This is a genomic window from Streptomyces sp. NPDC048001 (assembly GCF_043203115.1).
Taxonomy (GTDB): Bacteria; Actinomycetota; Actinomycetes; order Streptomycetales; family Streptomycetaceae; genus Streptomyces; species Streptomyces sanyensis.
This window is the reverse complement of record NZ_JBIDBN010000002.1, coordinates 1-26,822: the sequence shown is the minus strand read 5'-3', so window position 1 is coordinate 26,822 and position 26,822 is coordinate 1. Positions and strand designations below refer to the sequence as shown.

General features: G+C 72.5%; 26 protein-coding genes, 1 pseudogene and 1 riboswitch. Of the genes and pseudogenes, 17 read left to right on the top strand and 10 right to left on the bottom strand.

Annotated elements, in window-relative coordinates; genetic code table 11:
- Nucleotides 1-267 precede the first annotated feature (267 nt).
- From ACGF15_RS04435 to ACGF15_RS04420, 4 genes are all read left to right on the top strand, one after another.
- A complete protein-coding gene (locus ACGF15_RS04435) occupies nucleotides 268-1,032 on the top strand; it encodes a GntR family transcriptional regulator (protein ID WP_256524590.1) in 765 nt (254 codons plus the stop codon).
- A 329-nt stretch (nucleotides 1,033-1,361) separates the two neighbouring features.
- The gene (locus tag ACGF15_RS04430) at nucleotides 1,362-1,556 is read left to right on the top strand and encodes a hypothetical protein (RefSeq protein WP_392796904.1); all 195 of its coding nucleotides are present in this window, start codon (nucleotides 1,362-1,364) and stop codon (nucleotides 1,554-1,556) included.
- 142 nt (nucleotides 1,557-1,698) lie between these two features.
- The gene (locus tag ACGF15_RS04425; protein ID WP_256524592.1) at nucleotides 1,699-1,869 is read left to right on the top strand and encodes a hypothetical protein; all 171 of its coding nucleotides are present in this window, start codon (nucleotides 1,699-1,701) and stop codon (nucleotides 1,867-1,869) included.
- 56 nt (nucleotides 1,870-1,925) lie between these two features.
- On the top strand, nucleotides 1,926-2,675 hold the full coding sequence (locus ACGF15_RS04420) for an AfsR/SARP family transcriptional regulator (protein WP_345612951.1): 750 nt from the start codon (nucleotides 1,926-1,928) through the stop codon (nucleotides 2,673-2,675).
- A gap of 66 nt (nucleotides 2,676-2,741) precedes the next feature.
- Here ACGF15_RS04420 and ACGF15_RS04415 read toward each other — a convergent pair whose 3' ends face one another.
- From ACGF15_RS04415 to ACGF15_RS04385, 7 genes are read right to left on the bottom strand one after another with little or no spacing between them, the layout of a single operon-like run.
- Nucleotides 2,742-3,944, bottom strand: a complete 1,203-nt coding sequence (locus ACGF15_RS04415; RefSeq protein WP_392796903.1) for an endonuclease/exonuclease/phosphatase family protein — start codon at nucleotides 3,942-3,944, stop codon at nucleotides 2,742-2,744.
- Complete coding sequence (locus tag ACGF15_RS04410; RefSeq protein ID WP_392796902.1) at nucleotides 3,941-4,948, bottom strand: glycosyltransferase family 2 protein; 1,008 nt, start codon at nucleotides 4,946-4,948, stop codon at nucleotides 3,941-3,943. Before ACGF15_RS04410 ends, ACGF15_RS04415 begins: the two co-directional genes overlap by 4 nt.
- Before the next feature lie 38 nt (nucleotides 4,949-4,986).
- Nucleotides 4,987-5,880, bottom strand: a complete 894-nt coding sequence (locus tag ACGF15_RS04405) for a UbiA prenyltransferase family protein (RefSeq protein ID WP_345612945.1) — start codon at nucleotides 5,878-5,880, stop codon at nucleotides 4,987-4,989.
- An 11-nt stretch (nucleotides 5,881-5,891) separates the two neighbouring features.
- Entirely contained in the window at nucleotides 5,892-6,917 is a 1,026-nt protein-coding gene (locus ACGF15_RS04400) for an NAD-dependent epimerase/dehydratase family protein (protein WP_392796901.1), read from the bottom strand.
- Nucleotides 6,911-8,347 (bottom strand): aminotransferase class III-fold pyridoxal phosphate-dependent enzyme, encoded by a 1,437-nt coding sequence (locus ACGF15_RS04395; protein ID WP_362612683.1) that lies wholly within the window; start codon nucleotides 8,345-8,347, stop codon nucleotides 6,911-6,913. Before ACGF15_RS04395 ends, ACGF15_RS04400 begins: the two co-directional genes overlap by 7 nt.
- Nucleotides 8,298-9,377 (bottom strand): lysylphosphatidylglycerol synthase domain-containing protein, encoded by a 1,080-nt coding sequence (locus ACGF15_RS04390; protein WP_392796900.1) that lies wholly within the window; start codon nucleotides 9,375-9,377, stop codon nucleotides 8,298-8,300. The genes ACGF15_RS04395 and ACGF15_RS04390 overlap by 50 nt, the downstream gene beginning before the upstream one ends.
- Entirely contained in the window at nucleotides 9,374-10,372 is a 999-nt protein-coding gene (locus ACGF15_RS04385; RefSeq protein WP_345612937.1) for a glycosyltransferase family 2 protein, read from the bottom strand. The genes ACGF15_RS04390 and ACGF15_RS04385 overlap by 4 nt, the downstream gene beginning before the upstream one ends.
- A 168-nt stretch (nucleotides 10,373-10,540) precedes the next feature.
- Here ACGF15_RS04385 and ACGF15_RS04380 point away from each other — a divergent pair, with 168 nt between their 5' ends.
- Nucleotides 10,541-11,698 (top strand): endonuclease/exonuclease/phosphatase family protein, encoded by a 1,158-nt coding sequence (locus tag ACGF15_RS04380; protein ID WP_392796899.1) that lies wholly within the window; start codon nucleotides 10,541-10,543, stop codon nucleotides 11,696-11,698.
- A 37-nt stretch (nucleotides 11,699-11,735) separates the two neighbouring features.
- Here ACGF15_RS04380 and ACGF15_RS04375 read toward each other — a convergent pair whose 3' ends face one another.
- Nucleotides 11,736-12,674 carry an aldo/keto reductase gene (locus tag ACGF15_RS04375; protein ID WP_362612672.1) on the bottom strand — a complete coding sequence of 313 codons (939 nt, stop codon included), beginning with the start codon at nucleotides 12,672-12,674 and terminating at the stop codon, nucleotides 11,736-11,738.
- A gap of 210 nt (nucleotides 12,675-12,884) precedes the next feature.
- On the opposite strand from ACGF15_RS04375, the gene ACGF15_RS04370 reads away from it, so the two are divergent.
- The 12 genes and pseudogenes from ACGF15_RS04370 to ACGF15_RS04315 form a co-directional block, all read left to right on the top strand.
- Nucleotides 12,885-13,871 (top strand): helix-turn-helix transcriptional regulator, encoded by a 987-nt coding sequence (locus ACGF15_RS04370; protein WP_345612931.1) that lies wholly within the window; start codon nucleotides 12,885-12,887, stop codon nucleotides 13,869-13,871.
- Nucleotides 13,872-14,032: 161 nt separating this feature from the next.
- Nucleotides 14,033-14,314: a DUF3311 domain-containing protein gene (locus tag ACGF15_RS04365; RefSeq protein WP_345612929.1), complete on the top strand. Its 282-nt coding sequence runs from the start codon at nucleotides 14,033-14,035 to the stop codon at nucleotides 14,312-14,314.
- The gene (gene mctP, locus ACGF15_RS04360) at nucleotides 14,311-15,945 is read left to right on the top strand and encodes a monocarboxylate uptake permease MctP (protein WP_362612668.1); all 1,635 of its coding nucleotides are present in this window, start codon (nucleotides 14,311-14,313) and stop codon (nucleotides 15,943-15,945) included. The genes ACGF15_RS04365 and mctP overlap by 4 nt, the downstream gene beginning before the upstream one ends.
- Before the next feature lie 84 nt (nucleotides 15,946-16,029).
- The gene (locus ACGF15_RS04355; RefSeq protein ID WP_345612925.1) at nucleotides 16,030-16,530 is read left to right on the top strand and encodes a GNAT family N-acetyltransferase; all 501 of its coding nucleotides are present in this window, start codon (nucleotides 16,030-16,032) and stop codon (nucleotides 16,528-16,530) included.
- 113 nt (nucleotides 16,531-16,643) lie between these two features.
- Nucleotides 16,644-16,720, top strand: a riboswitch (cobalamin riboswitch).
- A 160-nt stretch (nucleotides 16,721-16,880) separates the two neighbouring features.
- Nucleotides 16,881-19,247: a ribonucleoside-diphosphate reductase subunit alpha gene (locus tag ACGF15_RS04350; RefSeq protein ID WP_392796898.1), complete on the top strand. Its 2,367-nt coding sequence runs from the start codon at nucleotides 16,881-16,883 to the stop codon at nucleotides 19,245-19,247.
- The gene (locus tag ACGF15_RS04345) at nucleotides 19,247-20,266 is read left to right on the top strand and encodes a ribonucleotide-diphosphate reductase subunit beta (RefSeq protein WP_362740244.1); all 1,020 of its coding nucleotides are present in this window, start codon (nucleotides 19,247-19,249) and stop codon (nucleotides 20,264-20,266) included. Before ACGF15_RS04350 ends, ACGF15_RS04345 begins: the two co-directional genes overlap by 1 nt.
- Before the next feature lie 186 nt (nucleotides 20,267-20,452).
- Complete coding sequence (locus tag ACGF15_RS04340; RefSeq protein ID WP_392796897.1) at nucleotides 20,453-21,424, top strand: ATP-binding cassette domain-containing protein; 972 nt, start codon at nucleotides 20,453-20,455, stop codon at nucleotides 21,422-21,424.
- Nucleotides 21,421-22,281, top strand: a complete 861-nt coding sequence (locus ACGF15_RS04335; protein WP_392796896.1) for an ABC transporter permease — start codon at nucleotides 21,421-21,423, stop codon at nucleotides 22,279-22,281. Before ACGF15_RS04340 ends, ACGF15_RS04335 begins: the two co-directional genes overlap by 4 nt.
- Nucleotides 22,282-22,287: 6 nt before the next feature.
- Nucleotides 22,288-23,088 carry an ABC transporter permease gene (locus tag ACGF15_RS04330; RefSeq protein WP_053559458.1) on the top strand — a complete coding sequence of 267 codons (801 nt, stop codon included), beginning with the start codon at nucleotides 22,288-22,290 and terminating at the stop codon, nucleotides 23,086-23,088.
- Nucleotides 23,089-23,132: 44 nt separating this feature from the next.
- On the top strand, nucleotides 23,133-23,738 hold the full coding sequence (locus ACGF15_RS04325; protein WP_381061850.1) for an SMI1/KNR4 family protein: 606 nt from the start codon (nucleotides 23,133-23,135) through the stop codon (nucleotides 23,736-23,738).
- Between the two features lie 101 nt (nucleotides 23,739-23,839).
- Nucleotides 23,840-24,871, top strand: a complete 1,032-nt coding sequence (locus ACGF15_RS04320) for a hypothetical protein (RefSeq protein WP_258466079.1) — start codon at nucleotides 23,840-23,842, stop codon at nucleotides 24,869-24,871.
- Between the two features lie 40 nt (nucleotides 24,872-24,911).
- A pseudogene (locus ACGF15_RS04315) lies at nucleotides 24,912-25,031 on the top strand (AraC family transcriptional regulator); the annotation flags it as partial.
- Between the two features lie 41 nt (nucleotides 25,032-25,072).
- Here the strand turns inward: ACGF15_RS04315 and ACGF15_RS04310 are convergent.
- The gene (locus tag ACGF15_RS04310) at nucleotides 25,073-25,810 is read right to left on the bottom strand and encodes a D-Ala-D-Ala carboxypeptidase family metallohydrolase (RefSeq protein ID WP_019764673.1); all 738 of its coding nucleotides are present in this window, start codon (nucleotides 25,808-25,810) and stop codon (nucleotides 25,073-25,075) included.
- Between the two features lie 166 nt (nucleotides 25,811-25,976).
- Nucleotides 25,977-26,615, bottom strand: coding sequence for a peptide deformylase (def, locus tag ACGF15_RS04305; RefSeq protein ID WP_093752265.1), 639 nt, complete (start codon nucleotides 26,613-26,615; stop codon nucleotides 25,977-25,979).
- Between the last annotated feature and the right edge of the window lie 207 nt (nucleotides 26,616-26,822).

Below are 26,822 nucleotides of genomic sequence, written 5' to 3'. Positions count from 1 at the left end.
GCCTGTCAACCCTGCCCACCGCGAAGCCTTACCTAAGGAGTAGTGCCTGTGGGGCTGGGACTTGGTCACTAGTGGTTTAGACCAGTAACCGGAGCTTGGCCTAGACCTTTTGGGGTGTCAAGGGTGTATAAGAAGGGCTGTCGCGTCCGTTATCGGACCGACACCTGAGGGAGGGCGCCGACCCGTGACCGGTACGTGCCACCATGTGAGCCGCTACAGACGGAGGAGCCGGTGACGGCACGAGTGCAGCAGTCGGAAAGGCGGGCCATGACCACGGACGGGGGTGGCACGGAGGCCGAGAACGGGACGAGCGCCCGCACCGCACGCGTGCCCAAGTACTACAGGCTGAAGCGGCACCTGCTCGACATGACCGAAACCATGCCCCCGGGCACCCCCGTGCCCCCGGAGCGGACCCTGGCGGCCGAGTTCGACACCTCGCGCACGACCGTACGCCAGGCACTGCAGGAACTGGTGGTGGAGGGCCGCCTGGAGCGCATCCAGGGCAAGGGCACCTTCGTCGCCAAGCCCAAGGTCTCCCAGGCGCTCCAGCTCACCTCCTACACCGAGGACATGCGCGCCCAGGGCCTGGAGCCCACCTCCCAGCTCCTGGACATCGGCTACGTCACGGCCGACGACACGCTGGCGGGCCTGCTGGACATCTCCACCGGCGGGCGGGTGCTGCGCATCGAACGGCTCCGGCTGGCGAGCGGCGAGCCGATGGCGATCGAGACCACCCACCTGTCGGCGAAGCGCTTTCCCGCGCTGCGCCGCTCCCTGGTCAAGTACACCTCGCTCTACACCGCGCTCGCCGAGGTGTACGACGTCCGTCTGGCCGAGGCCGAGGAGACCATCGAGACCTCGCTGGCGACCCCCCGCGAGGCCGGGCTGCTCGGCACGGACGTGGGCCTGCCGATGCTGATGCTCTCCCGCCACTCGCTGGACGCCCAGGGCGAGCCGGTGGAATGGGTGCGGTCCGTCTACCGCGGCGACCGCTACAAGTTCGTCGCCCGGCTCCAGCGCCCCCAGGACTGACACGGGCCGGACCAGCGGCGGCGGCGGCCGCACCCCTGCCGGGGGTGCGGCCGCCGCCGTCGTCGGCGCACCGGGGACCGGTCCCGGGCCCCGGGGGCCCGCACGGCACCTTGTTCCCGGCAGCAAGGTGACAGGCCCTGAGAACGCGCTGGTGGGCGGGGCGGGCGGCCGCCTCGGGCCGATGGCTCCAAGTGACCCGGACGGTTGCTGCCACCCGCGGCGCACTGACATCACACGGGCGATCGAGCAGTCTGGGGACCGCCGGAAAGGCCCTCGGAGAGCGGCCCCGGCACCCTCCCCGCCGTCACGACCGATCGAGGTGTCCCGCCATGCGCGCCCACGCCCTCCCCTGCTCCCGCCGCCCCGCCGCCGGCCCGCTCGTCACCGCCGTCCTGGCCGCGGGCCTGTGCCTGGCGGCCGCGCCCGCCACCGCCGCCGCCACCGCCACCGCCCCGGCGGTGGCGGCCGCCCTGCCCTCGGCACAGCAGCACGCCGCCGCGGCCGACGGCTTCTCCTGGGGCTGACCGGCCCGCGCACACCCCGCCAGGACCCGCCATCTTCCTCATCGGCGTCTCCCTGACCGCCTCCGCGCCCCGGGGCGGAACGGCCCCCGCGGCACCCCGCGTCCGGGAGGCGCTGTGCCTGGCCCTGCACCCGGCGGACCGGGTGGAGACCGCCCGCGCCCAGGTCGTGGGGCACACCGTGCGCGTCGCGCTGTGCGTCGACGGCCCCGACGAGATCGAGGCCATCGGGCGGGCGCTGGACGTCTGCCAGCGCCTGCTCGCCGGAACCCCGGAGCTGCACCGACATCTGATCTCCGACTGCCGACTCCTGTGACCCCGCCGGTCACGTCCGAAGACCACGCACCGAACAGAGAACGGGGAACTCCTGCCGTGCTCGTCCACATCCTCGGCCCACTGCGCGCGACCGTCGACGGCGTACCGGTCTGCCTCGGCGGCAGACGGGCCCAGACGATCCTCGCCGTCCTCGCCCTCGCAGCGGGCCGGGCCGTCGGGCCCGACCGCCTCGTCGACGCCGTGTGGGACGGTCTGCCGCCCGCCAGCGCCCGCGCCCAGATCCGCATCTGCATGTCCGCGCTCCGCCGGGCCTTCGCCGAGGCGGGAGCCCCCGACGCCATCGAGACCCACACCCTCGGCTACCGGCTCCGCCTCGCCCCGCACGCCGTGGACGCCGCCGTCTTCGACACCCGGGTGGAGCGGGCGCGGTCGCTCGCGCGGGAGGGCCGGCGGGCGGAGGCCGTGATGGTGCTGCGCACCGCGCTCGCGCTGTGGACGGGCCCGGCACTGGCCGGTCAGACCAGCGCGGCCCTTCAGCCGGCGGTCCGGCGCCTGGAGGAGCACCGGGTCCGGGCGACGGAGGAGCGGGTGCGGCTGGAGATCGAACTGGGCCGCCACGAGGACGTGATCGGGGAGCTGATGGCGCTCACCGCCGAGCACCCCTTCCGCGAGCGGCTGCACGGCCAGCTGATGCTGGCCCTCCAGCGGTCCTGCCGGACGGCGGAGGCCCTGGCCGCGTACCGCCGGATCCGGCGCTCCCTCGTGGAGGAGCTGGGGATCGAGCCCGGACCCGAGCTCAGCGGGCTGGAGCGGGCCATCCTGCTCGGCGGGCGGCGGAGCGCCTGAGCACCGCCGCCCGCCCCACCGGTGCCGCACAGCGCCGTGCGGCACCTCCTGCGGTCCCCTGCCCGCTCACAGGGTGATCCACAGGTCCTGCATCCGGTGCTCCGAGATCCCGTCCGTGGGCCGCAGGCTGTAGCGGTGCGCGGTGGCGTCCCCCGCGGTGAAGGCCCAGTCCACCCGCCAGAAGGGCAGCGGCCGGTTGAGGACGCTGTCCCAGTCGAAGCCCGCCGGCGCCCTGAACTTCCAGCTCAGGGGCAGGAAGTCGGTGTTCGCCTCCAGGGCGTCCCGGGCCAGGGAGCGCACCCCGTCCAGGTCGCGCATGGCCGCCGTGGTGTTGAAGTCCCCGGCGACGACCACCGGGTTGCGGTTCCTCCTCAGGTCCTCCTCCAGGCCCCTGATCTCCTCCTGGCGCCAGGCGAACTTGCGGCGGAAGTACGCGTCGTAGTCGAAGCCGGAGAAGAGGGCGAGGTTGTCGGGCGCCAACTGCACGGTGATGTGGACGTTGTAGACGCTGAGCACCCGGTCTGCGACCCGGAGGTCGGTGCGCATCACCTTGTCCCGCGCGAACACGGTGCCGAAGGGCGGCGCCTCGGCGCGGTCGAGCTCCACACCCGGGCCCACGGGCGGTGTGGCGAGGATCGGGAACCGGGAGACCGTCAGCAGCTCCCCCCGGCGGGCGATGTGGTAGCCGGGGAACTCCTCGCGCAGCCGGTCGTCGTCGTCGAGCCGCCGGTAGCCGTCCTCGCCCAGGCCCGGTTGCCACCGCACGTGCTCCTGGAGCAGGTAGACGTCGGCGTCCTGGCGGTGCAGCAGTGCGTAGAGGCGGTCCTCGCCGCTGTCGACGGCCCAGTACTGCGTGTTCAGCGAGACCACCCTCAGGGCGTCGGGCGGCACGGGGGCCTCCGTGCGGAAGAGCGCCGGCCAGTTGAGGCCCGAACCGGTGAGCAGGGCGAGCACGAGGGCCGCCGCCGCGGTCCCGGCCGCGGCGGGGCGGCGCCGTCCGCACGCCGCGGCACTGGCGAGCAGCAGCACGGCGGGGACCGCCATGAGGGCCAGCGGCGGGGCCGCGTCCAGCAGGATCGCCCAGTGCCAGCGTCCGCTGACCTGCCAGCGGACGACGGCGTACACGAGCCACAGCACGGCGGCGGCCAGCAGCAGCCGCCCGTACCACAGGCGCAGCGCGCGGGCGGTCCGGCGCGCGCGGCCCTCGACCCGGACGGCGGGCGCCGGGGCGGCGGTACCCGCCCCGGGCCCGGTCCGCCGGAGGGTCATACGGCACCCGCCCGCAGCTGGTACATCCGCCGGAAGCGCCGGCTGACGGCGTACTGCCCGAGCCCGAGGGCCAGTCCGGCCACGACGGCGGCGTTGACGAGCAGGTGGGCGACGGTGAAGAAGACGAGGAAGGGCACGCCCCGCTCGCGGCGGACGAAGCCGTACTGCCCGAGGTCCGCCAGGACCGTCCCGGCCACCGCGGCCGCCGACACCAGGGCGGCCCAGGGCGTGAGGAGGGCCAGGGGCAGGGCGGCGACGGCGACGCCCGCGAGGAGCGAGGCGACGGCCCGGCCACCGGTCTCCATCCCCTGCATGGCCCGGCCCCGGTCCAGGTAGAAGGGGACCCGGAGCCTGCTGCGGACGAAGGCCTTGCGCAGCAGCGGACGCATCCTGCTCTCGTCGGAGAGGCGCCCGCGGATACGCGAGGTGAGCAGCATCGGCCACCGCGCGGCGAGCCGTTCGGCGTGGTCGATCTCCTCCGTCTGGCGCAGGGCCGGGTTGAACCACCCGGCGTCCAGGAAGGCGGACCGGCGCACGGCGCCGAGGGCGTAGAAGCCGCCGCTGACGAGCCCCTCGGCGCTCTTGCGCCAGTAGTGGTACTGGAGGATCCGGTACTGGCCGACGAGCGTCTCCGCGAACAGCGGCTCCTTGTCGGGTATGCCGAACACCGCGCCGTAGGAGGGGTGTTCGGCGAACAGGGCCACGGCCTGGGCGACGGCGTCGGGGTGCATGGTGAGGTCCGCGTCGAGGAAGAAGACGATCTCCCCGGAGGTGGAGCGCACCCCGAGGTTCCGGCTGGCACCGGGTCCCCCGTTCTCGGGCGCGCGCACCAGGCGGACGGGGTGGGCCGCGGCCCGCTCGGCGCAGCCGTCGGTGCTGGCGTCGTCGACGACGACGATCTCGATGTTCGGGTAGGTCTGGGCCAGGATCGATTCCAGGCACAGGTCGATGGTCCGGCGGTCGTCGTACATCGGGACGACCACCGAGACGAGGGGTTCGGGCATGGGGATGTCCTCGTTCGGTCGGCGGAGGCGGAGGGGCGTCAGAGGAGCACGGGCACGAGCAGCAGCGCGGCCCAGACGGAGGAGTTGGCGAGCATGGTCCGGTCCCGGAGCAGGGTGCGGACGGGCTCCCCGCCGCCCCCGTCGACGACCACGACCTGGAGGTAGCGGAACAGGGCGAAGAGCGCGCACGGCACGGTGAGCAGGGCGTGGTCGCCGAACCCGGACTCGGTGCGCAGGTACATCAGGTAGCCGATCATCGTCAGGGCCGAGCACAGGACCAGGACGAGGTCGAGGAAGTGGGCCGAGTAGCCGACCAGGGCGGGCCGGTGCCCGGTGCCGGAGACGCCCAGTTCATGGCGCCGCTTGCCCAGGATGAGGACCAGGCAGACGACCAGGACGGTGAGCACCAGCCAGACCTCCACCGCCCGGCCGCCGGCCTGGTAGCCGCCCAGCAGGCGGAGCACGAAGCCGGTGGCGACCACGAACACGTCCAGCAGGGGCAGGTGCTTGAGCTTGAAGCTGTAGGCGCCGTTGACGGCGAGGTAGAGCAGGACCACGGCGGCGGTGCCCGTCCCGAGCACCGCCAGCGCCGGGACCAGCAGACCGGCCAGCACCAGGGCCGTGGTCACCGCGGACCCCATGCTCATCCGGCCCGAGGCGAGCGGGCGGTGGCGCTTCACCGGGTGGCGCTTGTCGCGTTCCACGTCCGCGATGTCGTTGAGCACGTACACCAGCGACGAGGCCAGCACGAAGGCCGCGGTGGCGAGCGCCACCCGCAGTCCGGTGTCCGCCTGCCACCCGGCGCCGAGCAGCGGGAGCGGCACGACCAGCAGGTTCTTCGGCCACTGGCCGGGTCTGGCCAGGGCGAGCGGCGCGGGCAGCCGGCTGCTGCGGACCGCCGCGGGCTGGGTCTTCTCCCCCAGCTGAGTCATGGTGCTCCCCCTCAGAAGAAGATCTTCGCGGCGGACAGCAGGCCCTGCTTCCACGGGTCCCGGCTGGTGCGGCCGGAGGCCGGGGCGCCCTCGGGGGCCTCGTGGCGGGCGGTGCGCCACCAGTGGTAGGTGCGCAGCACCGCGTCGGCGTTGGACAGCCGCGGGGTGAACCCGAGCCGGGCCTTGGCCTTGTCGATGCTCACGTAGGAGTCGTCCATCAGCTTGTGCAGCAGCCGCCCGTACACGGGCGAGAGCCGGGCGCGCTGGAGGACGCTGAGCACGGCGAGGGCGGGACGGGCGGGCAGCCCGACGACCCGCTTGCCGTGGCCCGCGGCGTCGAGGACGGCCTGGAAGTCCTCGCGCAGGGTGCCGAACTCCGCGGCGGCGAGGTTGTAGGTGTCGTTCGCGACGTCGTCCTCGGCGGCGATCACCGTGACCACGGCGTCGACGAGGTCGTCGACGGCGAACATCTGGATGCGCACGTCGCCCCTGCCGAGCACGGGGAAGTGGCGGCCCTCCTCGGCCCATTCGAAGAGCATCGAGAACAGGCCCATCCGGCCGGGCCCGACGAAGGTCTTGGGGCGGAGGATCGGGACGCACATCCCCTCGGCGCGGTACCGCTCGGCGACCTCCTCGGCGGCGGCCTTGGCCCGGCTGTAGGTGTCGACGGGTTCCCGGGGGTACTCCTCCGGTGTGGGCACCACGCTCGGCAGTCCGTAGACGGCCGTGGAGGAGATGTGCACCACGCGGGGGGTGCCGGCGGCGGCGGCCGCGGCGAAGACGTTCTCGGTGCCGCCGACGATGATCGAGCGGATCTGCTCGTCGGGGTAGCTGGGCAGCGCCGCGGCGGCGTGCACCAGGACGTCGGCGCCGTCGAGGGCGCGGTCCATGACCTCCCGGTCGCGGATGTCCCCGGTGAACTCCACGCCGGGGCCGGGGCGGAGGTCGACGCCGCGCACCCGGTGGCCGTCGGCGAGCAGCCGCTCCGCGAGCCGGGAGCCGAGCATGCCGGCCGCGCCGGTGAGGGTGATCACCACTGGGAACCCACCTTCTGCTTGATGAAGCGGGCGACCAGAGGGGACAGCCCGCGGTCGAGGACCTCGCCGAGCGCGTCGACGGTGCGCTCCGCCTCCGCCGGATCGGTCACCAGCGAGGGGCCGATGATCAGCGGGTTGAGGCCGTTGAGGGTGTAGTAGGCGTAGATGCCGTGGTCCTGGTAGAGCGCGTTGATCACCGCGCAGGTGACCAGCTTGGTCCTGAACCGCGGGTCGCGGGCCATGCCGCCGGGGGCGAGCTTGGCGACGAGGTCGAGCACGCGCGGGCCGCCGTCGACGAACACGCCCCACAGGGCCCCGGCGCCGGCCACCCGGCCGACGGCCTCGGGGTGCTCCTTGGCGATCCGTTCCAGCCCGGGTTCCAGGACGGCGCCCAGGGCCCGCGCGCGGGCCGGGTAGTCGTCCTCGACGGCGATGTTGACGGCCTCCAGCGCGGTGGCGCACTCCTCGCCGAACCCGTAGTAGGTGGTGGAGGTGGACTGCAGCAGGGCGTCGCCCAGGTTGTCGTACGCCTTGCGGAACACGCCCTCGCGGGCGACGAGGGCCGAGATCGAGGACTTGCCGCCGCCGAAGGACTTCGACGTGGTCAGCACGTCCGGGATCAGGCCCGGGTAGCGCATGAAGTGGAAGAGGGTGCCGGTCTTGCCCCAGCCGGTGTAGATCTCGTCGAAGATCAGGACGATCCTCTCCCGGTCGCACAGCTCGCGCAGCCCCCGCAGGAACTCCTCGGAGCACCACTGGATCGTGGAGGCGCTGAAGGGCTCGATCAGGATGGCGTAGACGTCGTCCGGGTGGGCCGCGACGGCCCGTTTGACGGAGCCGAGGTCGCCGTAGCGGAAGGTGTCGATCCCGGGGATGGTCGGGAAGCCGAACTGCGCCTGCCCGGTCAGTCCGCCGGAGCCGAGCAGCTTTCCGTGGAAGGCGCAGTCGGCGCGCAGGACGGTGGAGCGCCGTCCCTTGTGGTACTTGTACGCGAGCTTGACCGCCCCCTCGACGGCCTCCGCTCCCGAGTTCGGCAGGAAGGACATGGTGAGGTCGCCGGGCAGGACCTCGGCGAGGTTGTGGCCGAGTGCGGCGAGGTAGGGCGAGAAGTAGGTCTTGTGCACCTCCATCCGCCGCTCGCGGGCGAAGCGCTCCCGGGCGGCGAGGATGCGGGGGTGGTTGTGGCCGTGGTTGAGCACGCCCACGCCGCCGGTCATGTCGAGGATCCGCCGGCCGTCGGAGAGGGTCAGATAGGCGCCCTCGGCGCTGCTGACCAGTTCGCGGCCGAAGCCGAACGAGGTCATCAGGGAGACCTGGCTCTTGTTGACATAGCGGCGGTAGAGGTCGTGGACCTCGCCGATCTGGAGGTTCTCGGCTTCGTCAAGGGTGTACACGGGCTTCTCCCAGGGGGGTGAGGCGGTGCGGCGCATGCGGGTCGCCGTGCGGTGGGGCGGGTGCGGTGCCGGTGCCGGTGCCGGTGTCCGGAGGTGTCCCGGTGCCGGTGGGCGGGGGCTCGGTGGCGGGCGTGGCGGGCGTGACGGGCGTGGCGGTGGGCGCGGGGGCGGGGGCGGGCCGCAGCCGGCTCCAGCCGAGGACGAGGCCGGCGCTGCCGAGCTCGGCGACCACGCAGACCAGGCGGCTGGCGATGGCGGCCGCGGCGGCGGGCCCGGCGGGAAGCACGGTGGCGAGGGCGGCGGTGATGGTCAGCTCCCGCACCCCCCAGCCGTCGGGCACGATCAGGGCCAGGCTGCTGACCACGGTCGCGAGGGCGAAACCGCCGACGGCGGCGCCCAGTCCGCCCCAGGGCTCGGCGCCCAGCGCCAGCACCAGGAACCACAGGTGCAGGCCGGAGGCCGTCCAGGAGGCGACCGCGAGGAGCACCGCACGGCGGACCGCGCCGTCGGGGGGCGTGGCCACGGGCCGCCTGGCCAGCCGGGCGGCCGCGGCGACGGGCCGGGTCACCAGGGCCGGGCGGAGGGTGGAGGCGAGGAAGAACAGCGCGGGCAGGCACAGCCACATCCAGTGCCCGGGCAGTGCCACAGGGGCCGCCGCGAGGCTGACGGCCGCACCGGTGAGCAGGGTCAGCGCCAGGCTCAGCACATACGCCGAGGTCATCTGGGAGCCGGGGACGCCCACCGCACGGCCGTGCGCCACATGGGTGAGGACGCCCCAGACGCGTCCGGGCACGTACTTGCTGAGCTGGCCGAGGAAGTAGACCTTCGCCGCGTACAGGCCGCGGATCGGGTGGTCGCCGGGGAGCAGCACCCGCCAGGCGTGCACGGCGAGCACCAGTCCGGCGACGTTGGCGGCGAGCGAGGCGGCCAGCAGGGGCACCGCCTCGGCACGGGCGAAGGAGCGGGCGGCCTCGGGCCCCTCGCCCCGCACCACCAGGTACACGCCGACCAGGGCGGCGACCACGATGACCGGGGTCAGGATCCTCCGGAGCCGGTCGATCGTCACCGGGCCACCGCCCGTCCGGCTCCGGAGCGCGCCGCCGTGCGCGGCCGCAGGGCGGCCCGCAGGCCGCCCACGGCGGCTCCGGCCAGCAGCGCGGCGTGGTTGAGCAGGTGCACGGCGGCGAAGAACGGGACGAACCCGGCTCCGCGGCGGCGGGCGGCGAAGCGCAGCAGCCCGAGGTTGGCGAGGCCGAAGGCGGCGAGCCCCGCGGCGGGCAGCCAGGGCAGCGCGAGGCCCCACGGCAGCGCGGCGAACAGCCCGGCGGCGGCCAGCACCGAGGCGGGGCTGTTGGCCGTCAGGTTGCTGCGCCCGCCGCGTCGCGCGGACAGCAGGGCGGGCACCAGCAGCAGCGCGCGCCGGTAGGTCTCGGCGAGGAGCGGGCCGAGGCGGTGCTCCTCGTCGTGGCGTGCCATCACCCGCTCGGTGAGCACGATCCGGTAGTGGGGGGCCAGCCGGTCGCTGAACTCCAGGTCCTCGGAGTCCCTCAGCGACTCGTCGAAACCTCCGAGGTGCTCGAACACGCCGCGGGGCACGGCGGCCTGGGCGAAGAAGGCGGTCTCCACGTCCCCCGCGCCGCGTGCCCGCCACCAGTAGGCGTGGAGGACCTTGTAGTGCTCGACGGGCCCGTCGTCGAAGAGCGGTTCGGGGGCGATGACGCCGTGCACGCAGCCGCAGCCCGGGTCGGCGGCGAGGATCTCCAGGGCGTTGGCCACCGAGTCGGGGGTGAGCGCCTCGTCGGAGTCGAGGAAGAACAGCACCTCGCCCGTGGCCGCGGCGATGCCGGTGTTCCGCGCGGCGGAGACGCCCCTGTTGACGGGGCTGCGGATGAGCGTGCAGGGGTGGCGCCGCGCGATCTGCGCGGTGGTGTCCGTGCTCGCGTCGTCGACGACGAGGACCTCGTGCACGGGGTGGGTCTGGGCGTAGACGGACCGCAGGCAGGCGTCCAGGGTGCGGGCGGAGTTGTAGGCCGGTATGACGACCGACACGGTGTGCGTCATGGGACCAGTCCACCGGGCCCGCGTATTGGCCGGATATCGCTCGCGTATCGCCCGGCCGACTCCGCCGGACGGGTCAACTACGGTGCACGGAGCAGCCCTTGACGGCTGCTATCGTTCCCGGCCGGGATGTCCCGGTTTCCTCCCCCGCGCCGCATGCGAGAGGTGCCCATGCCCCGTCCCCCCGGCCCCGCCGTGCTCGGCGCCCGCCCACCCGTCCGGTCGGCCGGCGCGAGGCCGCCCGGCCCCCGCCCGCGGCGGCGCACCGGGCTGCGCCTGCTCGTCGCCGCCTCCGCGGCGTGGGGGCTGTTCACCGTGCTGGGGCATCTGCTGAGCGGGCGGTGGTGGCCCTGGCTGCTGGCCGATCTGGCGCCTCCCCCGCTGTTCGCCGCGGTGCCGCTGCTCCTGCTCGCGCTGTGTCTGCTCCCCCTCGCACGGGGCGCGCGCGGCCGGCTGGTGCCCCTGCTCGTCGCGGTGCTGCTGGCCGGTGTGCCGAGGGCCGGACTGCACTGGGGTGCCCTGGTGCCCGGCGGCGGTCCGGGCCCCGCGCCGCCGGGGGCCCTGAAGGTGTTCTCGTGGAACACGCTGTACTGGGACACCACCGACGACCCGGGCGCCTTCCACCGCTTCCTCGCCTCCCGGGACGCCGATGTCTACCTGCTCCAGGAGTACCTGGCCTGGCGGGACGGGCGGCCGGCCCCCGTGGACCGGCTGGCCCGGCTGCGTGCGGAGTTCCCCGGGTACCGCGTGGTCGTGCTGGGCGAGCTGGTCACGCTGTCCCGCCGTCCGGTGGTGGCGGTGCCGCCGGTGGGGCCGGCGCGGGGGCTGACCCCGCGCAGCGGCTGGGGCGAGCGCTTCGAGCGGGGCAAGGTGCTGCGCACCGACATCGACGTGGACGGCACGGTGGTGTCGTTCTACAACGTGCACGTCCCGGTGCAGCTGGACGTCCACCGCTCCGTGCTGAGCAGCGGGTTCTACCGGGTGGTCCGCGACCGGGACGCCCAGCGCCGGGAGCACTACCGGGCCCTGCTGGAGGACGCCCGGGCCAACCGGAACCCGGTGCTGATCTCCGGGGACTTCAACACCACCCCGGCCATGGGCGATCTGCGGGGGCTGCGGTCGGCCTTCCGGGACGCGCTGCCGGCCTCCTCGGGCCTGCTCCCCGGCACCTGGGACGCCGGCGGGCCGGCGCTGTGGCGGCTGGACTGGACGTTCACCGGCGGGGAGCTGGCGGTCCACCGCTACGCCTTCGTCCCGCCCGAGGGACTGTCCGACCACCGGGGGCAGGAGCTGCTGGTCTCCCCTGCGGACGGCGCTCCGGCCGGGTGAGCGGGCGCGGGGGCCGCCCGCCCCCGCGCCCCCCGTGTCAGCGGCCCGCCTCGTCCAGGCGGCGGCGCTGGTCCGCGTCGAGGGAGAGCGACAGGGCGCCCATGGCCTCCTCGACCTGCGCCACGCCGCTGGCGCCGACGACCGGCAGGACCGGCGGGTCGCTGTCCAGCAGCCAGGCCAGCACCACCTGGTTGACCGTCGCCCCGAGTTCGTCCGCCACGGTGCGCAGGGCGGCGAGCCGGGGCGGGGTGCCGGGGTGGTCGTAGGCGCCGGGGACCTCGACGTCGGGGCGCGTGTAGCCGCCGGCCAGCAGGGCGCTGTAGACCCACAGGCGCAGGTCGCCCTCGGTGCGCACGTAGTCCAGGAGTTCGCCGGTGACGTGGACGTGGGCGGAGGAGGGGAGCGGCATGTCCAGGCGGGGCTGGAGGTAGGAGTACCGGTACTGGAGGTGGCCGTAGCGCGGGCGGTCGCCGGCCAGGGCGCGGGCCCGCTCGACCCGCCACACGGCGTGGTTGCTGACGCCCAGTTCCAGGGCCTTGCCGGCGTCGACGAGCGCGGCCAGCGCGGCCACGGTCTCGGCGAGGTCGACCGAGCGGTCCTCGATGTGGGTCCAGTACAGGTCGACCCGGTCGGTGCCGAGCCGCCTCAGGCTGGCCTCCGCCGCCGTGCGGAGGGCCTTGTCCGACAGGCCCTCGGCGTTCTCCAGGCCCGTGCCGGGGACGGCGGGGCGGGCGCCGGCCTTGGTGGCGACCACCAGGTCGTCCCGGTTGCGGCGCTCGGCCATCCAGCGGCCGATGACCGCCTCGCTCTCGTCGCCCGTACCGCCGTCCACCCAGAACGCGTAGTTGTTGGCCGTGTCGATCACCGTGCCGCCCAGTTCCGCGAACCGGTCGAGCACCGCGAACGAGGTGGCCTCGTCGACGGTGGTGCCGAAGGGAAGGGTGCCAAGGGCGATGGTGCGCTGCGGGACTGCCATGGACGCGGTCCTCCTCAGATGAGTCGTCTTTGGACTAGACCATCTTGGATCACAGGGGCGCCCGGGAGGGCGGTTTCCGGCAATCCCACGGCTCCGTCCGATGTGCAGAATTGGTCTAGTCCTGAATCGGCCATCCGGCATAGCATCACCGCATCTGCACGCCGCACCACGCACGGTCAGGGAAGAACGACGCACGCTCCGGGGGGACGCATGCTGGAGGCGCTGGGGATACGGCAGTCGGCGGAGACGGTCTACCGGCTGATGCTCCAGAGGCCCGAGTTGGGGGTGGGCGGCATGGCACGCCACCTCGACTGGCCCGAGCAGGAGGTACGTTCCGCCCTCGCCCACCTGGCCGAGGCGAAGCTGGTGGCCATGGGCGGCGAGGACGCCGACGAGGCCGCCCCCTTCAACCCGGAGGTCGGCTTCTCCTTCCTGCTCGCCCGGGCCGAGGCCGAACTGAGCCGCCGCAGGCGCCAGGTGGAACTCGCGGAGCGGACGGTGGAGCAGATTCTCGCCACCTTCCCCGAGGGCTGCGACCGGGCCGCCCGCCATGACGTCGTCGACCGCATCCACGGCGTGGACGCCGTCCGCGAGCGGCTGGAGTCCCTGGCCGCCACGGCCCGCACGGAATGCCTCTCGCTGCTCCCCGGCGGCGCCCAGCTCCCCGACACCATGGACGCCAGCCAGCCGCTGGACGAACTGGCCCTCGCCCGAGGGGTGCGCATCCGCTCCCTGTACCAGGAGAGCTTCCGCAACGACCCGCCCACGCTGGAGTACGTCCGCTGGTACTGCGGCCTCGGCGGCGCCGCGCGCACGGTCCCGGTGGTCCCGATGCTGATGGTGATCGTCGACCGCAAGGCCGCCCTGGTGCCCATGGACCCCCGCGACGGGCGTGCGGGGGCGCTGGAGGTGCGCAGCGGCGGCCTGGTCAGCGCCCTGGTGGTGCTCTTCGAGCAGCTCTGGGAGTCCGGCACACCCTTCGGCGAGACCCCCCGGCGCGACGCGCACGACCTCTCGCCCCAGGAGCGTGAGCTCCTGCTGCTCCTGGGGATCGGCAGCACCGACGAGATCGCCGCGCGCAGGCTCGGCGTCTCGCTGCGGACCGTCCGGCGGATGAGCTCCGAGCTGATGTCCCGTCTGGGGGCGCGCAGCCGGTTCGAGGCCGGGGTCCGGGCCGCGAAGGAGGGATGGCTCTGAGACGAGCGGTCGCTCCGGCACGCCGAGCGGTCGTCACCGTGCGCTGAACGGTCGTCACCTGTCCGTTACCCGGGCCGGGGTTCCGCACGGGGCCCGGGTCCCCTAGATTTCCTGCGCGTTACACCAGGTGAACCGTGTGACCAGTGAGGGGAACGGACCCGATGCCGACAGAGCCCGGGGCGCCGGACGCGCCCGCAGCACCCGAAGCGAGCCCGCCCGCCGTCACCCCGGTACGCGTGGTCATCGGCCTCTGCCTGGCCGCGCCCTTCGTGGCGATGCTCTGGGTCGGGTCCTACGCGAAGACGGACCCCGAGCTCTTCGGCCTGCCGTTCTTCTACTGGTACCAGATGGCCTGGGTCGTGATCTCGACCGGGCTGACCATGGTGGCCTACACGCTGTGGCGCCGCGACCAGCGCGCCCGCAAGGGGGGTGCGTCCCGGTGAACGACGGCGTCAACGGCGTGGCACTCGCCGTCTTCGTCTTCTTCTTCGTCCTCGTCACGGTCATGGGCTTCCTCGCCGCCCGCTGGCGCAAGGCGGAGAACGAGCAGAGCCTCGACGAATGGGGCCTGGGCGGCCGCTCCTTCGGCACCTGGGTCACCTGGTTCCTGCTGGGCGGCGACCTCTACACGGCCTACACCTTCGTGGCCGTGCCCGCCGCCATCTACGCGGCCGGGGCGGCCGGCTTCTTCGCCGTGCCCTACACCATCCTGGTCTACCCGCTGATCTTCACCTTCCTGCCCCGCCTGTGGTCGGTCTCCCACCGGCACGGGTACGTCACCACCTCCGACTTCGTCCGCGGCCGCTACGGCTCCAAGGGCCTGTCCCTCGCGGTGGCCCTCACCGGCATCCTGGCCACCATGCCGTACATCGCACTCCAGCTCGTCGGCATCCAGGCGGTACTGGACGTGATGGGCGTCGGCGGCGGCGAGAGCACCCACTGGTTCGTCAAGGACCTCCCGCTGCTGGTCGCCTTCGGTGTGCTCGCCGCCTACACCTACTCCTCGGGGCTGCGCGCCCCGGCGCTGATCGCCTTCGTCAAGGACACCCTGATCTACCTGGTCATCGCCGTGGCGATCATCTACATCCCCATCAAGCTGGGCGGCTTCGACGCCATCTTCTCCGCGGCCGGGGAGAAGTTCTCCCAGGTGAACGAGGACACCGGCAAGCCCGTGGGCTCCCTGGTGCCCGGCGAGGCGGGCCACTGGGGCTACGCCACACTGGCGCTCGGCTCGGCGCTGGCGCTCTTCATGTACCCCCACTCCATCACCGCGACCCTCTCCTCGCGCAGCCGCGAGGTGATCCGGCGCAACACCACGATCCTGCCGCTGTACTCGCTGATGCTGGGGCTGCTCGCGCTCCTCGGCTTCATGGCCATCGCCGCCGGGGTCGAGGTGGCCAACGGGCAACTGGCCATCCCCCAGCTCTTCGAGAACATGTTCCCCGCCTGGTTCGCGGGGGTCGCCTTCGCCGCCATCGGCATCGGCGCCCTGGTCCCGGCCGCGATCATGTCCATCGCCGCGGCCAACCTCTTCACCCGCAACATCTACAAGGACTTCCTGCGGCCCGACGCGACCCCCGCACAGGAGACCAAGGTCTCCAAGCTGGTCTCGCTGCTGGTCAAGGTGGGCGCCCTGGCCTTCGTCCTCACCATGGACAAGACCGTGGCGATCAACTTCCAGCTCCTGGGCGGCATCTGGATCCTCCAGACCTTCCCCGCCCTGGTGGGCGGCCTGTTCACCCGCTGGTTCCACCGCTGGGCGCTGATCGGCGGCTGGGCGGTGGGCATGGTCTACGGCACGGCGGCCGCCTACGGCGTCGCGAGCCCCACCCAGAAGCACTTCGGCGGCTCCTCCGCCGCGATCCCCGGAATCGGTGAGATCGGCTACATCGGCCTCACCGCCTTCGTCCTCAACATCGCGGTCACCGTGGTCCTGACCCTGGTGCTGCGGGCGGTCAAGGCACCCGACGGCGTCGACGAGACGAGCCCCTCCGACTACACCGCGGACGCCGGCGACCGGGGTGTCGCGGCGAAGCTGCCGCCGGCCACCGCGGGCGCGCCCGGCGGGCACTGACCGCCGCGCCCCGGCACGAGGGCCGCCGCCTCCCACCAGGGATGCGGCGGCCCTCGGCCGTTCCGGTGATGCACACTGCCCTGCATGGACATCAGCATCAGGCGTATCGAACCAGGGGAGTTCACCGCACTGGGGGAACTGACCGCACGGGCCTACCTGGACGGCGGGCTGCTCGACTTCGGCGAGCAGGACCCCTATCTGGAGGTCCTGCGGGACGTCGCGGGCCGCGCGGCCCACAGCGAGGTCTACGTGGCCGTGGACGGGGACGGCCGCCTGCTCGGCGGTGTCGCCTTCGTCCCCGCGGGCGGCCCCTACGCCGACATCGCACGCCCCGGCGAGGCGGAGTTCCGGGCCCTCGCGGTCGCCGAGGAGGCCCGCGGGCGGGGGGTGGGCGAGGCGCTGGTGCGCACCTGTGTCGCCCGTGCGAGGACCGTCCCGGGATGCGTGCGGCTGGTCCTGTCGACCCAGCACGCCATGCGCCCGGCGCAGCGGATGTACGAGCGCCTGGGCTTCGTCCGCACCCCCAAGCGGGACTGGACCCCGATCCCCGCGGTGCCCCTGCTCACCTATGCGCTGGAGCTCTGAGCACCGGCGCCCCGAACGGTCCGGCCCGGCCCCCTCCGCCGGGTAGACACAACATGTGGGGGTGGCGCAGCAAGCCGCCCCCCACATGTATGCTCATCCCGCTGTCGTCGCAGGGGAATCCGGTGGGACTCCGGGACTGTCCCGCAACGGTGTGCGCGGCAGGCCCTGCCTGCCCGCGAGTCCGAGGACCTGCCGACGGTGCGCCCGGTGCGACCGTTCCGGGCGCCCAGACGTCCGGGCCCCGCGGTTGGGCCGGTGGACGCCGTGCACCCCTGCCCGCACGCGCGGGCCCGCATGCGCGGCCTCTGCCTCCGCCGCCGGGCCCCGTGCCGAGCGAGGGAGAGCACCACGTGACCATCGCGCCAGCCGATCCGGTCTCAGAGACGCGGAACGACGGACCCGGGACCGCGCTGCTGCGGGTCCTCACGGACCTGACCGCGGATCTGCCCGACACCGACCCCGGCAGGGTGGCGGCCGCCGCGCTGCGCGGGCGACACGCGGGATCGGACGAGGCCGAGCTCCGCTCGCTCGCCACCGAGGCCGCCGCCGGCCTGATCTCCGAGGACCCGGTCTACTCCCGGCTGGCGGCACGGCTGCTCACCCTGAGCATCGCCGAGGAGGCGGCCGGGGAGGGCTCGGTCTCCTTCTCCACCTCGGTCGCGGTCGGCCACCGCGAGGGGCTGATCGCCGACGGTACCGCCGCGTTCGCCGCGCGCCACGCCGCCCGGCTGGACGCGCTGGTCGACCCCGCGGCCGACGACCGCTTCGGCTACTTCGGCCTGCGCACCCTCTACAGCCGGTACCTGCTGCGGCACCCCCTCACCCGGAACGTCATCGAGACGCCCCAGTTCTTCATGCTCCGCGTCGCCGCGGGGCTCGCCGAGGCGAGCGACTCCCCCGAGGGGGAGGCCCGCGCGGTGGACGAGGTCGCCGCGCTGTACGGGCTGATGAGCCGCCTGGACTACCTGCCGTCCTCCCCCACGCTGTTCAACTCCGGCACCCGGCACCCGCAGATGTCCTCCTGCTACCTGCTGGACTCGCCGCTGGACGAGCTGGACTCGATCTACGAGCGCTACCACCAGGTCGCCCGGCTGTCGAAGCACGCCGGCGGCATCGGGCTGCCCTACTCCCGCATCCGGGCCCGCGGTTCCCTGATCCGGGGCACCAACGGGCACTCCAACGGCATCGTGCCGTTCCTGAAGACCCTGGACGCCTCGGTGGCCGCGGTGAACCAGGGCGGCCGGCGCAAGGGCGCGGCCGCGATCTACCTGGAGACCTGGCACGCGGACGTCGAGGAGTTCCTGGAGCTGCGCGACAACACCGGCGAGGACGCCCGGCGCACCCACAACCTCAACCTCGCGCACTGGATCCCGGACGAGTTCATGCGCCGGGTCGAGGCCGACGCCGAGTGGTCGCTGTTCTCCCCCTCCGACGTGCCCGAGCTGGTCGACCTGTGGGGTGCGGACTTCGACGCCGCCTACCGCCGGGCGGAGGCCGCGGGGCTGGCCCGCCGCACCCTCCCGGCGCGGGAGCTGTACGGCCGGATGATGCGCACCCTCGCGCAGACCGGCAACGGCTGGATGACCTTCAAGGACGCCTCCAACCGCACGGCCAACCAGACGGCCGAGCCGGGGCGCGTGGTGCACTCCTCGAACCTGTGCACCGAGATCCTGGAGGTCACCGACGACGGCGAGACCGCGGTCTGCAACCTGGGCTCCGTCAACCTCGGCGCCTTCGTCGACACCGCGGCCGGGGACGTGGACTGGGAGCGCCTGGACGCCGCCGTCCGCACCGCCGTCACCTTCCTCGACCGGGTCGTGGACATCAACTTCTACCCGACCGAGCAGGCGGGACGCTCCAACGCCCGCTGGCGGCCGGTGGGTCTGGGCGCCATGGGCCTGCAGGACGTGTTCTTCCGGCTGCGGCTGCCCTTCGACTCGCCCGAGGCCCGGGCGCTGTCCACGAGGATCGCCGAGCGCATCATGCTCGCGGCCTACGAGGCGTCCTGCGACCTGGCCGAGCGCCACGGCCCGCTGCCCGGCTGGTCCGAGACCCGTACCGCGCGCGGTGTGCTGCACCCCGACCACTACGACACCGAGCTGAACTGGCCGGAGCGCTGGGAGGCGCTGCGCGCCCGTGTCGCGGACAAGGGGATGCGCAACTCGCTGCTGCTGGCCATCGCGCCGACGGCGACGATCGCCTCCATCGCCGGCGTCTACGAGTGCATCGAGCCCCAGGTCTCCAACCTCTTCAAGCGCGAGACCCTGTCGGGGGAGTTCCTCCAGGTGAACACCTACCTGGTGGAGGACCTGAAGCGGCTGGGCGTGTGGGACGCGCAGACCCGTGAGGCGCTGCGCGATGCGAACGGCTCGGTCCAGGGCTTCACCTGGGTGCCGGAGGACGTCCGGGCGCTGTACCGCACGGCGTGGGAGATCCCTCAGCGCGGCCTGATCGACATGGCGGCGGCCCGTACGCCGTTCCTGGACCAGAGCCAGTCGCTCAACCTGTTCCTGGAGACGCCGACCATCGGCAAGCTCTCCTCGATGTACGCCTACGCCTGGAAGCAGGGGCTGAAGACCACCTACTACCTGCGTTCCCGTCCGGCCACGCGCATCGCCCGTGCGGCGCGCGCCACCGTCCCCGTCCAGCAGACCGCCGACCCCGACGCCGTCGCCTGCTCCCTGGAAAACCCCGAGTCCTGCGAGGCCTGCCAGTAATGTCCACCCCCGGCACCACGAAGAACCTGCTCGACCCGGGCTTCGAGCTGACCCTGCGGCCCATGCGCTATCCGGACTTCTACGAGCGCTACCGGGACGCGATCAAGAACACCTGGACGGTGGAGGAGGTCGACCTCCACTCCGACGTCACCGACCTGGGCAAGCTGACCCCGGCGGAGCAGCACCTGATCGGCCGGCTGGTCGCCTTCTTCGCGACGGGCGACTCGATCGTGGCGAACAACCTCGTCCTGACGCTGTACAAGCACATCAACTCCCCCGAGGCGCGCCTGTACCTCTCGCGCCAGCTGTTCGAGGAGGCCGTGCACGTCCAGTTCTATCTGACGCTCCTCGACACCTACCTCCCCGATCCCGAGGACCGGGCCGCGGCCTTCGCCGCCGTGGAGAACATCCCCTCCATCCGGGAGAAGGCGCAGTTCTGCTTCCGCTGGATGGACCACGTCGAGGAGATCGGCAGCCTCCGGACCCAGGCGGACCGCCGCCGCTTCCTGCTGAACCTGATCTGCTTCGCGGCGTGCATCGAGGGGCTGTTCTTCTACGGTGCCTTCGCCTACGTGTACTGGTTCCGCTCGCGCGGCCTTCTGCACGGCCTGGCCACCGGCACCAACTGGGTCTTCCGCGACGAGACGATGCACATGAACTTCGCCTTCGAGGTCGTGGACACCGTCCGCAAGGAGGAGCCGGAGCTCTTCGACGACTCCCTCGGCCAGCAGGTCACCGACATGCTCAAGGAGGCCGTCGAGGCGGAGCTGCAGTTCGGCCGCGACCTGTGCGGGGACGGGCTGCCGGGCATGAACACCGAGTCGATGCGCGAGTACCTGGAGTGCGTGGCCGACCAGCGGCTGGTGCGGCTCGGCTTCGCCCCGGTGTACGGCTCGCAGAACCCGTTCTCCTTCATGGAGCTCCAGGGCGTCCAGGAGCTGACCAACTTCTTCGAGCGCCGCCCGTCCGCGTACCAGGTGGCGGTGGAGGGCACCGTCGGCTTCGACGACGACTTCTAGACCCGCTCCGGACTGCGGAGAATCAAGGGCCCCACCGTGCTGCCGAGCGCGGTGGGGCCTTCCGCGTCCCCTCACGGCCGACGAGGACCGGCCGAACGGAAAACGCTTGGACTGGGCCAAGCCTTGGCGTGCACACTCTCAGATCGATCACGCCCGACCGGGCCCCGCTCGCTCAGAGAGGCGCACATGCCCGTCATCGAAGTGGCAGACCTCGTCAAGGAGTTCAGCCGACCCAAACGGCAGGAAGGCCCCTTCGCGGGCATCCGCACGCTCCTGACCCGTGAGCAGACCGTCAAGCGTGCCGTCGACGGCGTCGGCTTCACGGTCGAGCAGGGCGAGATGGTCGGCTATCTCGGCCCCAACGGCGCGGGCAAGTCCACCACCATCAAGATGCTCACCGGCATCCTCGTCCCCACGTCCGGCACGGTCACGGTCGCCGGTGCCACGCCCTGGCGGGACCGGTCCCGCAACGCCCGCCGGATAGGCGTGGTCTTCGGCCAGCGCAGCCAGCTCTGGTGGGACCTGCCCCTGCGGGACTCGCTCTGGCTGATCGGCCGTCTCTACGACGTGCCGCAGGCCCGGTTCCGCGAGAGGCAGCGGCAGTTCAGCGAGGTGCTGGACCTCGGCCCGTTCCTCGACACCCCCGTCCGCCAGCTCTCCCTGGGCCAGCGGATGCGCGGCGACCTCGCCGCCGCGATGCTCTACGACCCGGACATCCTCTACCTGGACGAGCCGACCGTCGGGCTCGACGTCATCGCCAAGGAGCGAATACGCACCTTCGTCGGGGAGCTGAACCGGGAGTCGGGCACGACGGTCGTCCTCACCACCCACGACCTGGACGACGTCGAGGAACTCTGCGACCGGATCGTCCTCATCGACCACGGCAGGGTCGCCTACGACGGCGCGGTGGACGAGCTGAAGGCCCGCTACGCCCCGCACCGCGAACTCGTGGTGCAGACCGACCGGCTGGAGAGCGTCGAGGGCGCGGAGGTGGTCCGCCGGGAGGACGGCAAGGTGTGGCTGCGCTTCGACCCCGTACGCACCCCGCCCGCCGAACTGGTGGCGGCGGTGCTGGCGCGGCACCGGGTGACCGACCTCTCGATCGTGGAACCCGAGCTGGAGAGCGTCATCCACCGGATCTACGCGGACCGCGGATGACCGCCGCACCGGCCCCCACCGCGGCGAAGACGCCCCCCGCCTCCCCGAGGCAACCGCTCGGAACGCTGCTGCGGGCCCATCTCGCCTGCGCCCGGATGGAGTTCCGGGCCGCCCTCACCTACCGCACGGCCTATCTGTCGTCCTTCGTGATGATGCTCCTCCAGATCTGGCTGCTGACGGTGGTCTGGAAGGCCCTCTACGACGGCCGCGCGGAGGTGGACGGGCTCGGCCTCACCACCATGACGGCGTACGCGACGCTGACGACGCTCCAGTACCAGCTGGTCAGCCCGTGGCGGTCCTCCCCCATCGACCAGCGGGTCCGGGAGGGCAAGGTCGCCGTGGACCTGCTGCGGCCCGTCGGCTTCCCCGGGCAGATGCTCGCCGGCCAGCTCGGGTGGGCATCGGCCGCGGTCCCGGTCCTGCTGGTGGCCCTGCCGTTCGCGCTGCTGATCGGCGCCGGCCAGGCACCCGCCTCCACGGCTGCGGGATTCGCCTACCCCGTGGCCCTGATCGGCGCGCTGCTCGTGAACCAGTTGCTCGGGCTGCTGCTCGGCCTGGTCTCCTTCTGGACCCTGGAGGTGAGCGGCGCCCTCATGGCCTACCGCTTCGTCGCACAGTTCTTCTCCGGGGCCCTGGTCCCGCTGTGGTTCATGCCAGGACCGGTCAGGGTGGTGGCGGAGTGGCTGCCCTTCCAGGCCACCGCGTACACCCCGGCGGCCGTCTACCTGGGCCAGGTCGAGGGCCCGGGCATCGTGGCCGCCCTCGGGGTCCAGCTCGCGTGGATCGGCGCGCTCGGCGCCCTGGCCGCGTACGTCTGGTCGCGCGCCCGGCGCCGCGTCATGTCGCAGGGGGGCTGAGGGACGATGCGAGGACCACGGGTCTATCTGCTGCTGGCCGGTGCGGCGTTCCGGGCCGAGTTCCAGTACCGGAGCAACCTGCTCATCAACATCATCGGCGGCCTCTTCTACCAGGGCGTCGGGCTGGCCTTCATCTGGGCCGTGCTGGACCGCTTCGGGCAGGTCGGCGGCTGGGGACTGGGCGAGATCGCCTTCCTCTACGGGATCAGGCTGACCGCCCACGGCCTCTGGCTGCTCCCCGGACACCAGCTGATCCACGTCGACGAGGTCGTCATCGAGGGCGAGTACGACCGCTATCTCGTCCGCCCGGTGCCACCGCTGGTCCAGCTCCTCACCCGCAGGGTGCGGCTCAGCTCCCTCGGCGACCTGGCGGGCGGAGTGGTCCTCCTCTCCATCGCCTCGGCCTCCGCCCCGGTCGACTGGTCGCCGGGGGCCGTCGGCTTCCTCGTGCTCGCGGTGGTGGGCGGTGCGCTGGTGGAAGGCTCACTGCAACTGGCCGCCTCCGCACTGGTCTTCCGGATGAAGAGGGTCTCCCCCATCAAGTTCGCCATCGACATGATCTTCAGCGACTTCGGCAACTACCCGCTGAAGATCTTCGGCCCGGTGGCCGGCTTCGGGCTGACCTTCGTCTTCCCGCTGGCCTTCGTCGCCTATCTGCCGGCGACCGTGCTGATGGACCGGGGAGAGGAACTCGCCGTCCCCGAATGGCTCGCCTGGGGCGCTCCGGCCATCGGCGTCGTGCTCATGTACGCCGCGTACCGCTTCTGGGAGCGGCAGTCCCGCCACTACGAGAGCAGCGGGCACTGAGCGGGGCGCCGCCGGGGCCGTGGGGCCCAGGAGCCGGATCTTGCATGATGACCGGCATGAACACGGAAACCTGCGCCCCGGCCGAGTCGGCCGCCCTCCACGAGGTCATCGCCTCCCGCCCCGAGGCAGTGCCGCCTCTCGGCTGGGGAGCGGTGCGGGCCTTCGAGGCGGAGCACGGCGTCGTACTCCCGGAGCCGTACCGCACCTTCGTGGCGGAGATCTGCGACGGGCTGCGCGCGGGACCCCCCTTCTACGGTCTGCTGCCTCTCGCGCAGACACCCTCGGACTGGGGATCGGGCCGTCCCGAGCGCCTGCTCTCCGAGCCCTTTCCGCTCACGGAGGCGTGGCCGTGGGAGGCGGAGGAGGGTGAAGCGGAGCTGTCGGAGGAGGAGTACCAGCAGTCCGAGGACCGGAGGAGCCCGGTCTTCGACCATGGCTCGCTGCTGCTGGGCACCGACGGCTGCGGCATGTACTGGCACCTGATCGTCACCGGCCCGGAGCGCGGTCACGTCTGGCTGATCGACGAGAACGGCGCGATACCCTTCGGCACCCGGCCGGGCACCTCCCTCATGCCGGGCACGCCCGGTTTCGCGGGGTGGGTGACCCACTGGGCCCAGGGCCGCTCCTGGTTCGGTGAAGGGGACGGGTGATCCAGTGGGGGCTCGCGGAGACGGGGCGGCCCCACACCGGTATCGAGCGGCCGAGAGGATCAGCCGGTTGTGTTGTCAGTGCCCCTTCTTATGCTGACGCCATGAAGATCACCGAGGGGACGTTGACGGAGGCCTGGCAACGGACGGTCTCCGAACACGCCCTGCTCCACGGGGTCGGGCTGCCGCCCGTGGCCCTCTCGGAGGACGAGTTGGAGGCGTGTGCCGAGCGCGCCGAGGAGGCGGGGGACGGCAGCCTGTTTCTACTGCTGGACGAGGACGGCACGGTACATGGCCGTCACGGCCCTTACCTGGAGGTCTTCGCGACCCGAGACCTCGAACAGGTGCTTTACCTGATCGCCGAGGACGCGATCGGCCGGGACGGCGGCAGCCCTGAGGAGACGGCAGTCACGCTGGACAGGATCGACCCGGCCTGGGGCAGACGGTTCCGCAGTGGCTGCCTGAACGGCACGGGGACGGTCGAGGAGTGCGGGCGCGACCCGCTGGAGGGGCTCGCCTGGATGGCCAAGTCCTGGCGCGAGCAGGCCCCGTACACGACGCTCTCCTTCTTCCGTGCGGCGCCCGGGCAGCCCGTCGACGCCGAGCGACTGGCCCTGCTGTACGGGGCCGACCCCGTACAGGTCGCAGCAGGTACGCGCCTGAAGGACCTGCAGGCCGTCGACAACGGCCGGGCCCACTGGGACCGCCAGTGGAAGAGTTGCTGCTTCGGCCAGGCGGGCGGGTGGACGTTCCTGCTGCACCACGACACACCGCCGGGGTCCTTCGCGGACAAGGAGGCGTACGCCGCACTGGGGATCAAAGAGAGCGTATGGCTGACAGCCACTTCCGCGAAGGCCATCTACACCTTGGACTACCTGCGGGACGGCCGCCGGGTCGACGACGACTGGGGCATGCTGGAGCTGATCTGGTACGAGCGCGGCCGCGCCCCCTATCTGCGTGGCGGCGAGCTGGACTTCCTCAACCGGGCACTGCGACGTGCCGAGTTGGACCACCCCGAAGTGACCAGCACGTTCGAGCTGTACTTCCACGCCTTGGAGGCGTCCCTCGGTCTGCGTGTGCCGCGCCGGGACTTCGCGGAGGGGGAGGTGCGGGCCGCGTACTGGGCCGAGGGATAGCGACGGGTGCGGCAGAGGGTGCCACCGGAGCAGAAGCCACCTGCGCCACCAGTTCGTACGGACGCTGGGGACGACCCCGAACGCGTACCGCCGGACCTTCCGGGGGCCGGGAGCGGGACCGGGGGCTGGGCCGGAACGCGCGATGCCCGGCGTCGCCTGAAGCTGAAGAGGCGGACGCCGGGCACGGCGGAGCGCTGGAGGTCAGACGCCGCAGCTGGGCGCCGACCAGTGGCGGTTGGGGCCCTGGTTGACGTGTACGTGGTCGTTGTGGCCGCTGTAGCCGGGGCCGAGGATCCCGCGGAAGCCGTGGTAGCGGGCCTGCTTGGCCAGCGTGCACAGGGAGTGCGGCGAGGCGCCGAGGTCGACCGCGTCGCCGTACATGTGGCGACTGTTGGAGGCCCCGCCGACCGCCGCGTTGCAGGAGGCGGAGCGGAAGCCGCTGGTGACCCGGATGGACTTGTCACCGAGCGCGTGGCGCAGCGCCTCCAGCTTCCACATGCTGCTCAGCGCGTTCGCCTTCGCCGTGCCCGCCGCGACCTTGCCGCCCGCCCAGGTGCTGTTGCACTTGTTCAGCTCCGGGTACGTGAAGTGGATCGGCGTGCAGTCGTTGTCCTGGAGCGCGTAGATCTTGGCCTGGGTTGCCGGGCCCGCGACCCCGTCGGCGGCCAGGCCGTAGGCCGCCTGGAACCGCTTGACGGCGGCGGTGGTGGCCGGGCCGTAGGAACCGTCGATCGCCAGCACGGAGTTGTAGCCCGGCCAGCCGGCCACGCGGATCTGGAGCTGCGTGACGTCGTTGCCGGTGGCCCCGGCCTTCAGCGTGCGGGTCCAGGTGTAGCAGCCGTCGGCCTGCGCGGGGCCCGCGGTCAGCACCGCCCCGCCCAACGCGAAAGTAATGGTCATGACAAGTCCGAGCAGAACGCGTGCGGCGCGTTTCAGCATGGGGCTCCCTCTCGATCACGGACGTTGTGGGGCGAGCCTGGCGCAGCGGGTCGACGCGCGTCAACTATCCACAGGTAAACGGCAGTTAGCTGCCACACGTGGCGTACGGCCATGGGAAAGGCGGTCCGGCCGGTGCCGGACCGCCTCATTCCGCAAGCGCGTGCCCTCAGGCGTTGGGGACCGTCTCGTAGCGCGGCGTGCCCTCTTCCATCTGCCGCAGCGCGTCCTTGCGGTCGCGCTTGGAGAGCCGGTCGATGTACAGGTAGCCGTACAGGTGGTCCGTCTCGTGCTGGAGGCAGCGCGCGAAGTAGCCGGTGCCCCGGACCCGGATCGGGTTGCCCTTGGCGTCCTGGCCGCGCACCACCGCGTAGTCGGGGCGGGCGAGCGAGGCGTACGCGGTCGGCACCGAGAGGCAGCCCTCGTTGGAGTCGTCCAGCACCCGCCGCTCGGGCTCCAGCTCCTCCAGGACCGGGTTGCAGACGACGCCCACGTGGCGCTTGCCGTCGTCGTCCGGGCAGTCGTAGACGAAGACCTTCAGGTCCACACCGATCTGGTTGGCCGCCAGGCCCACGCCCTCGGCCGTGCGCTGGCTGGCGAACATGTCGTCGATGAGCTTCGCCAGCTCGTCGTCGAACTCGGTGACGTCCTTGCACTCCTTGTGCAGCACCGGGTTGCCCACGACCGTGATCGGGCGCGACGTGCCGCGCTCCCGGTACGCCGCCTCGCGCGCCTCGCAGTCCTCGGTGTCGACGACGAACCCCTCGTCGTCCACGCCGATCCGCCCGTCCGTCTCCTGCTGCGACATGTCCGCCGTACGCCTTCCTGCAAAACCTGAACTCGGTGACCCCGCCCGACCCGGCCGGATGCCGGGATGCGCGGGAGGAACAGCACCGCGATCGGTGCGCGTACAGCCTACGGGCAGCGGTCAGCAGACTTCTTCGAGATCCCGCCACTCGCGGCTGTCCGGACTGTCCGCGACCCAGCCGTCCAGCAGCCCGCGCACCAGCCCGGC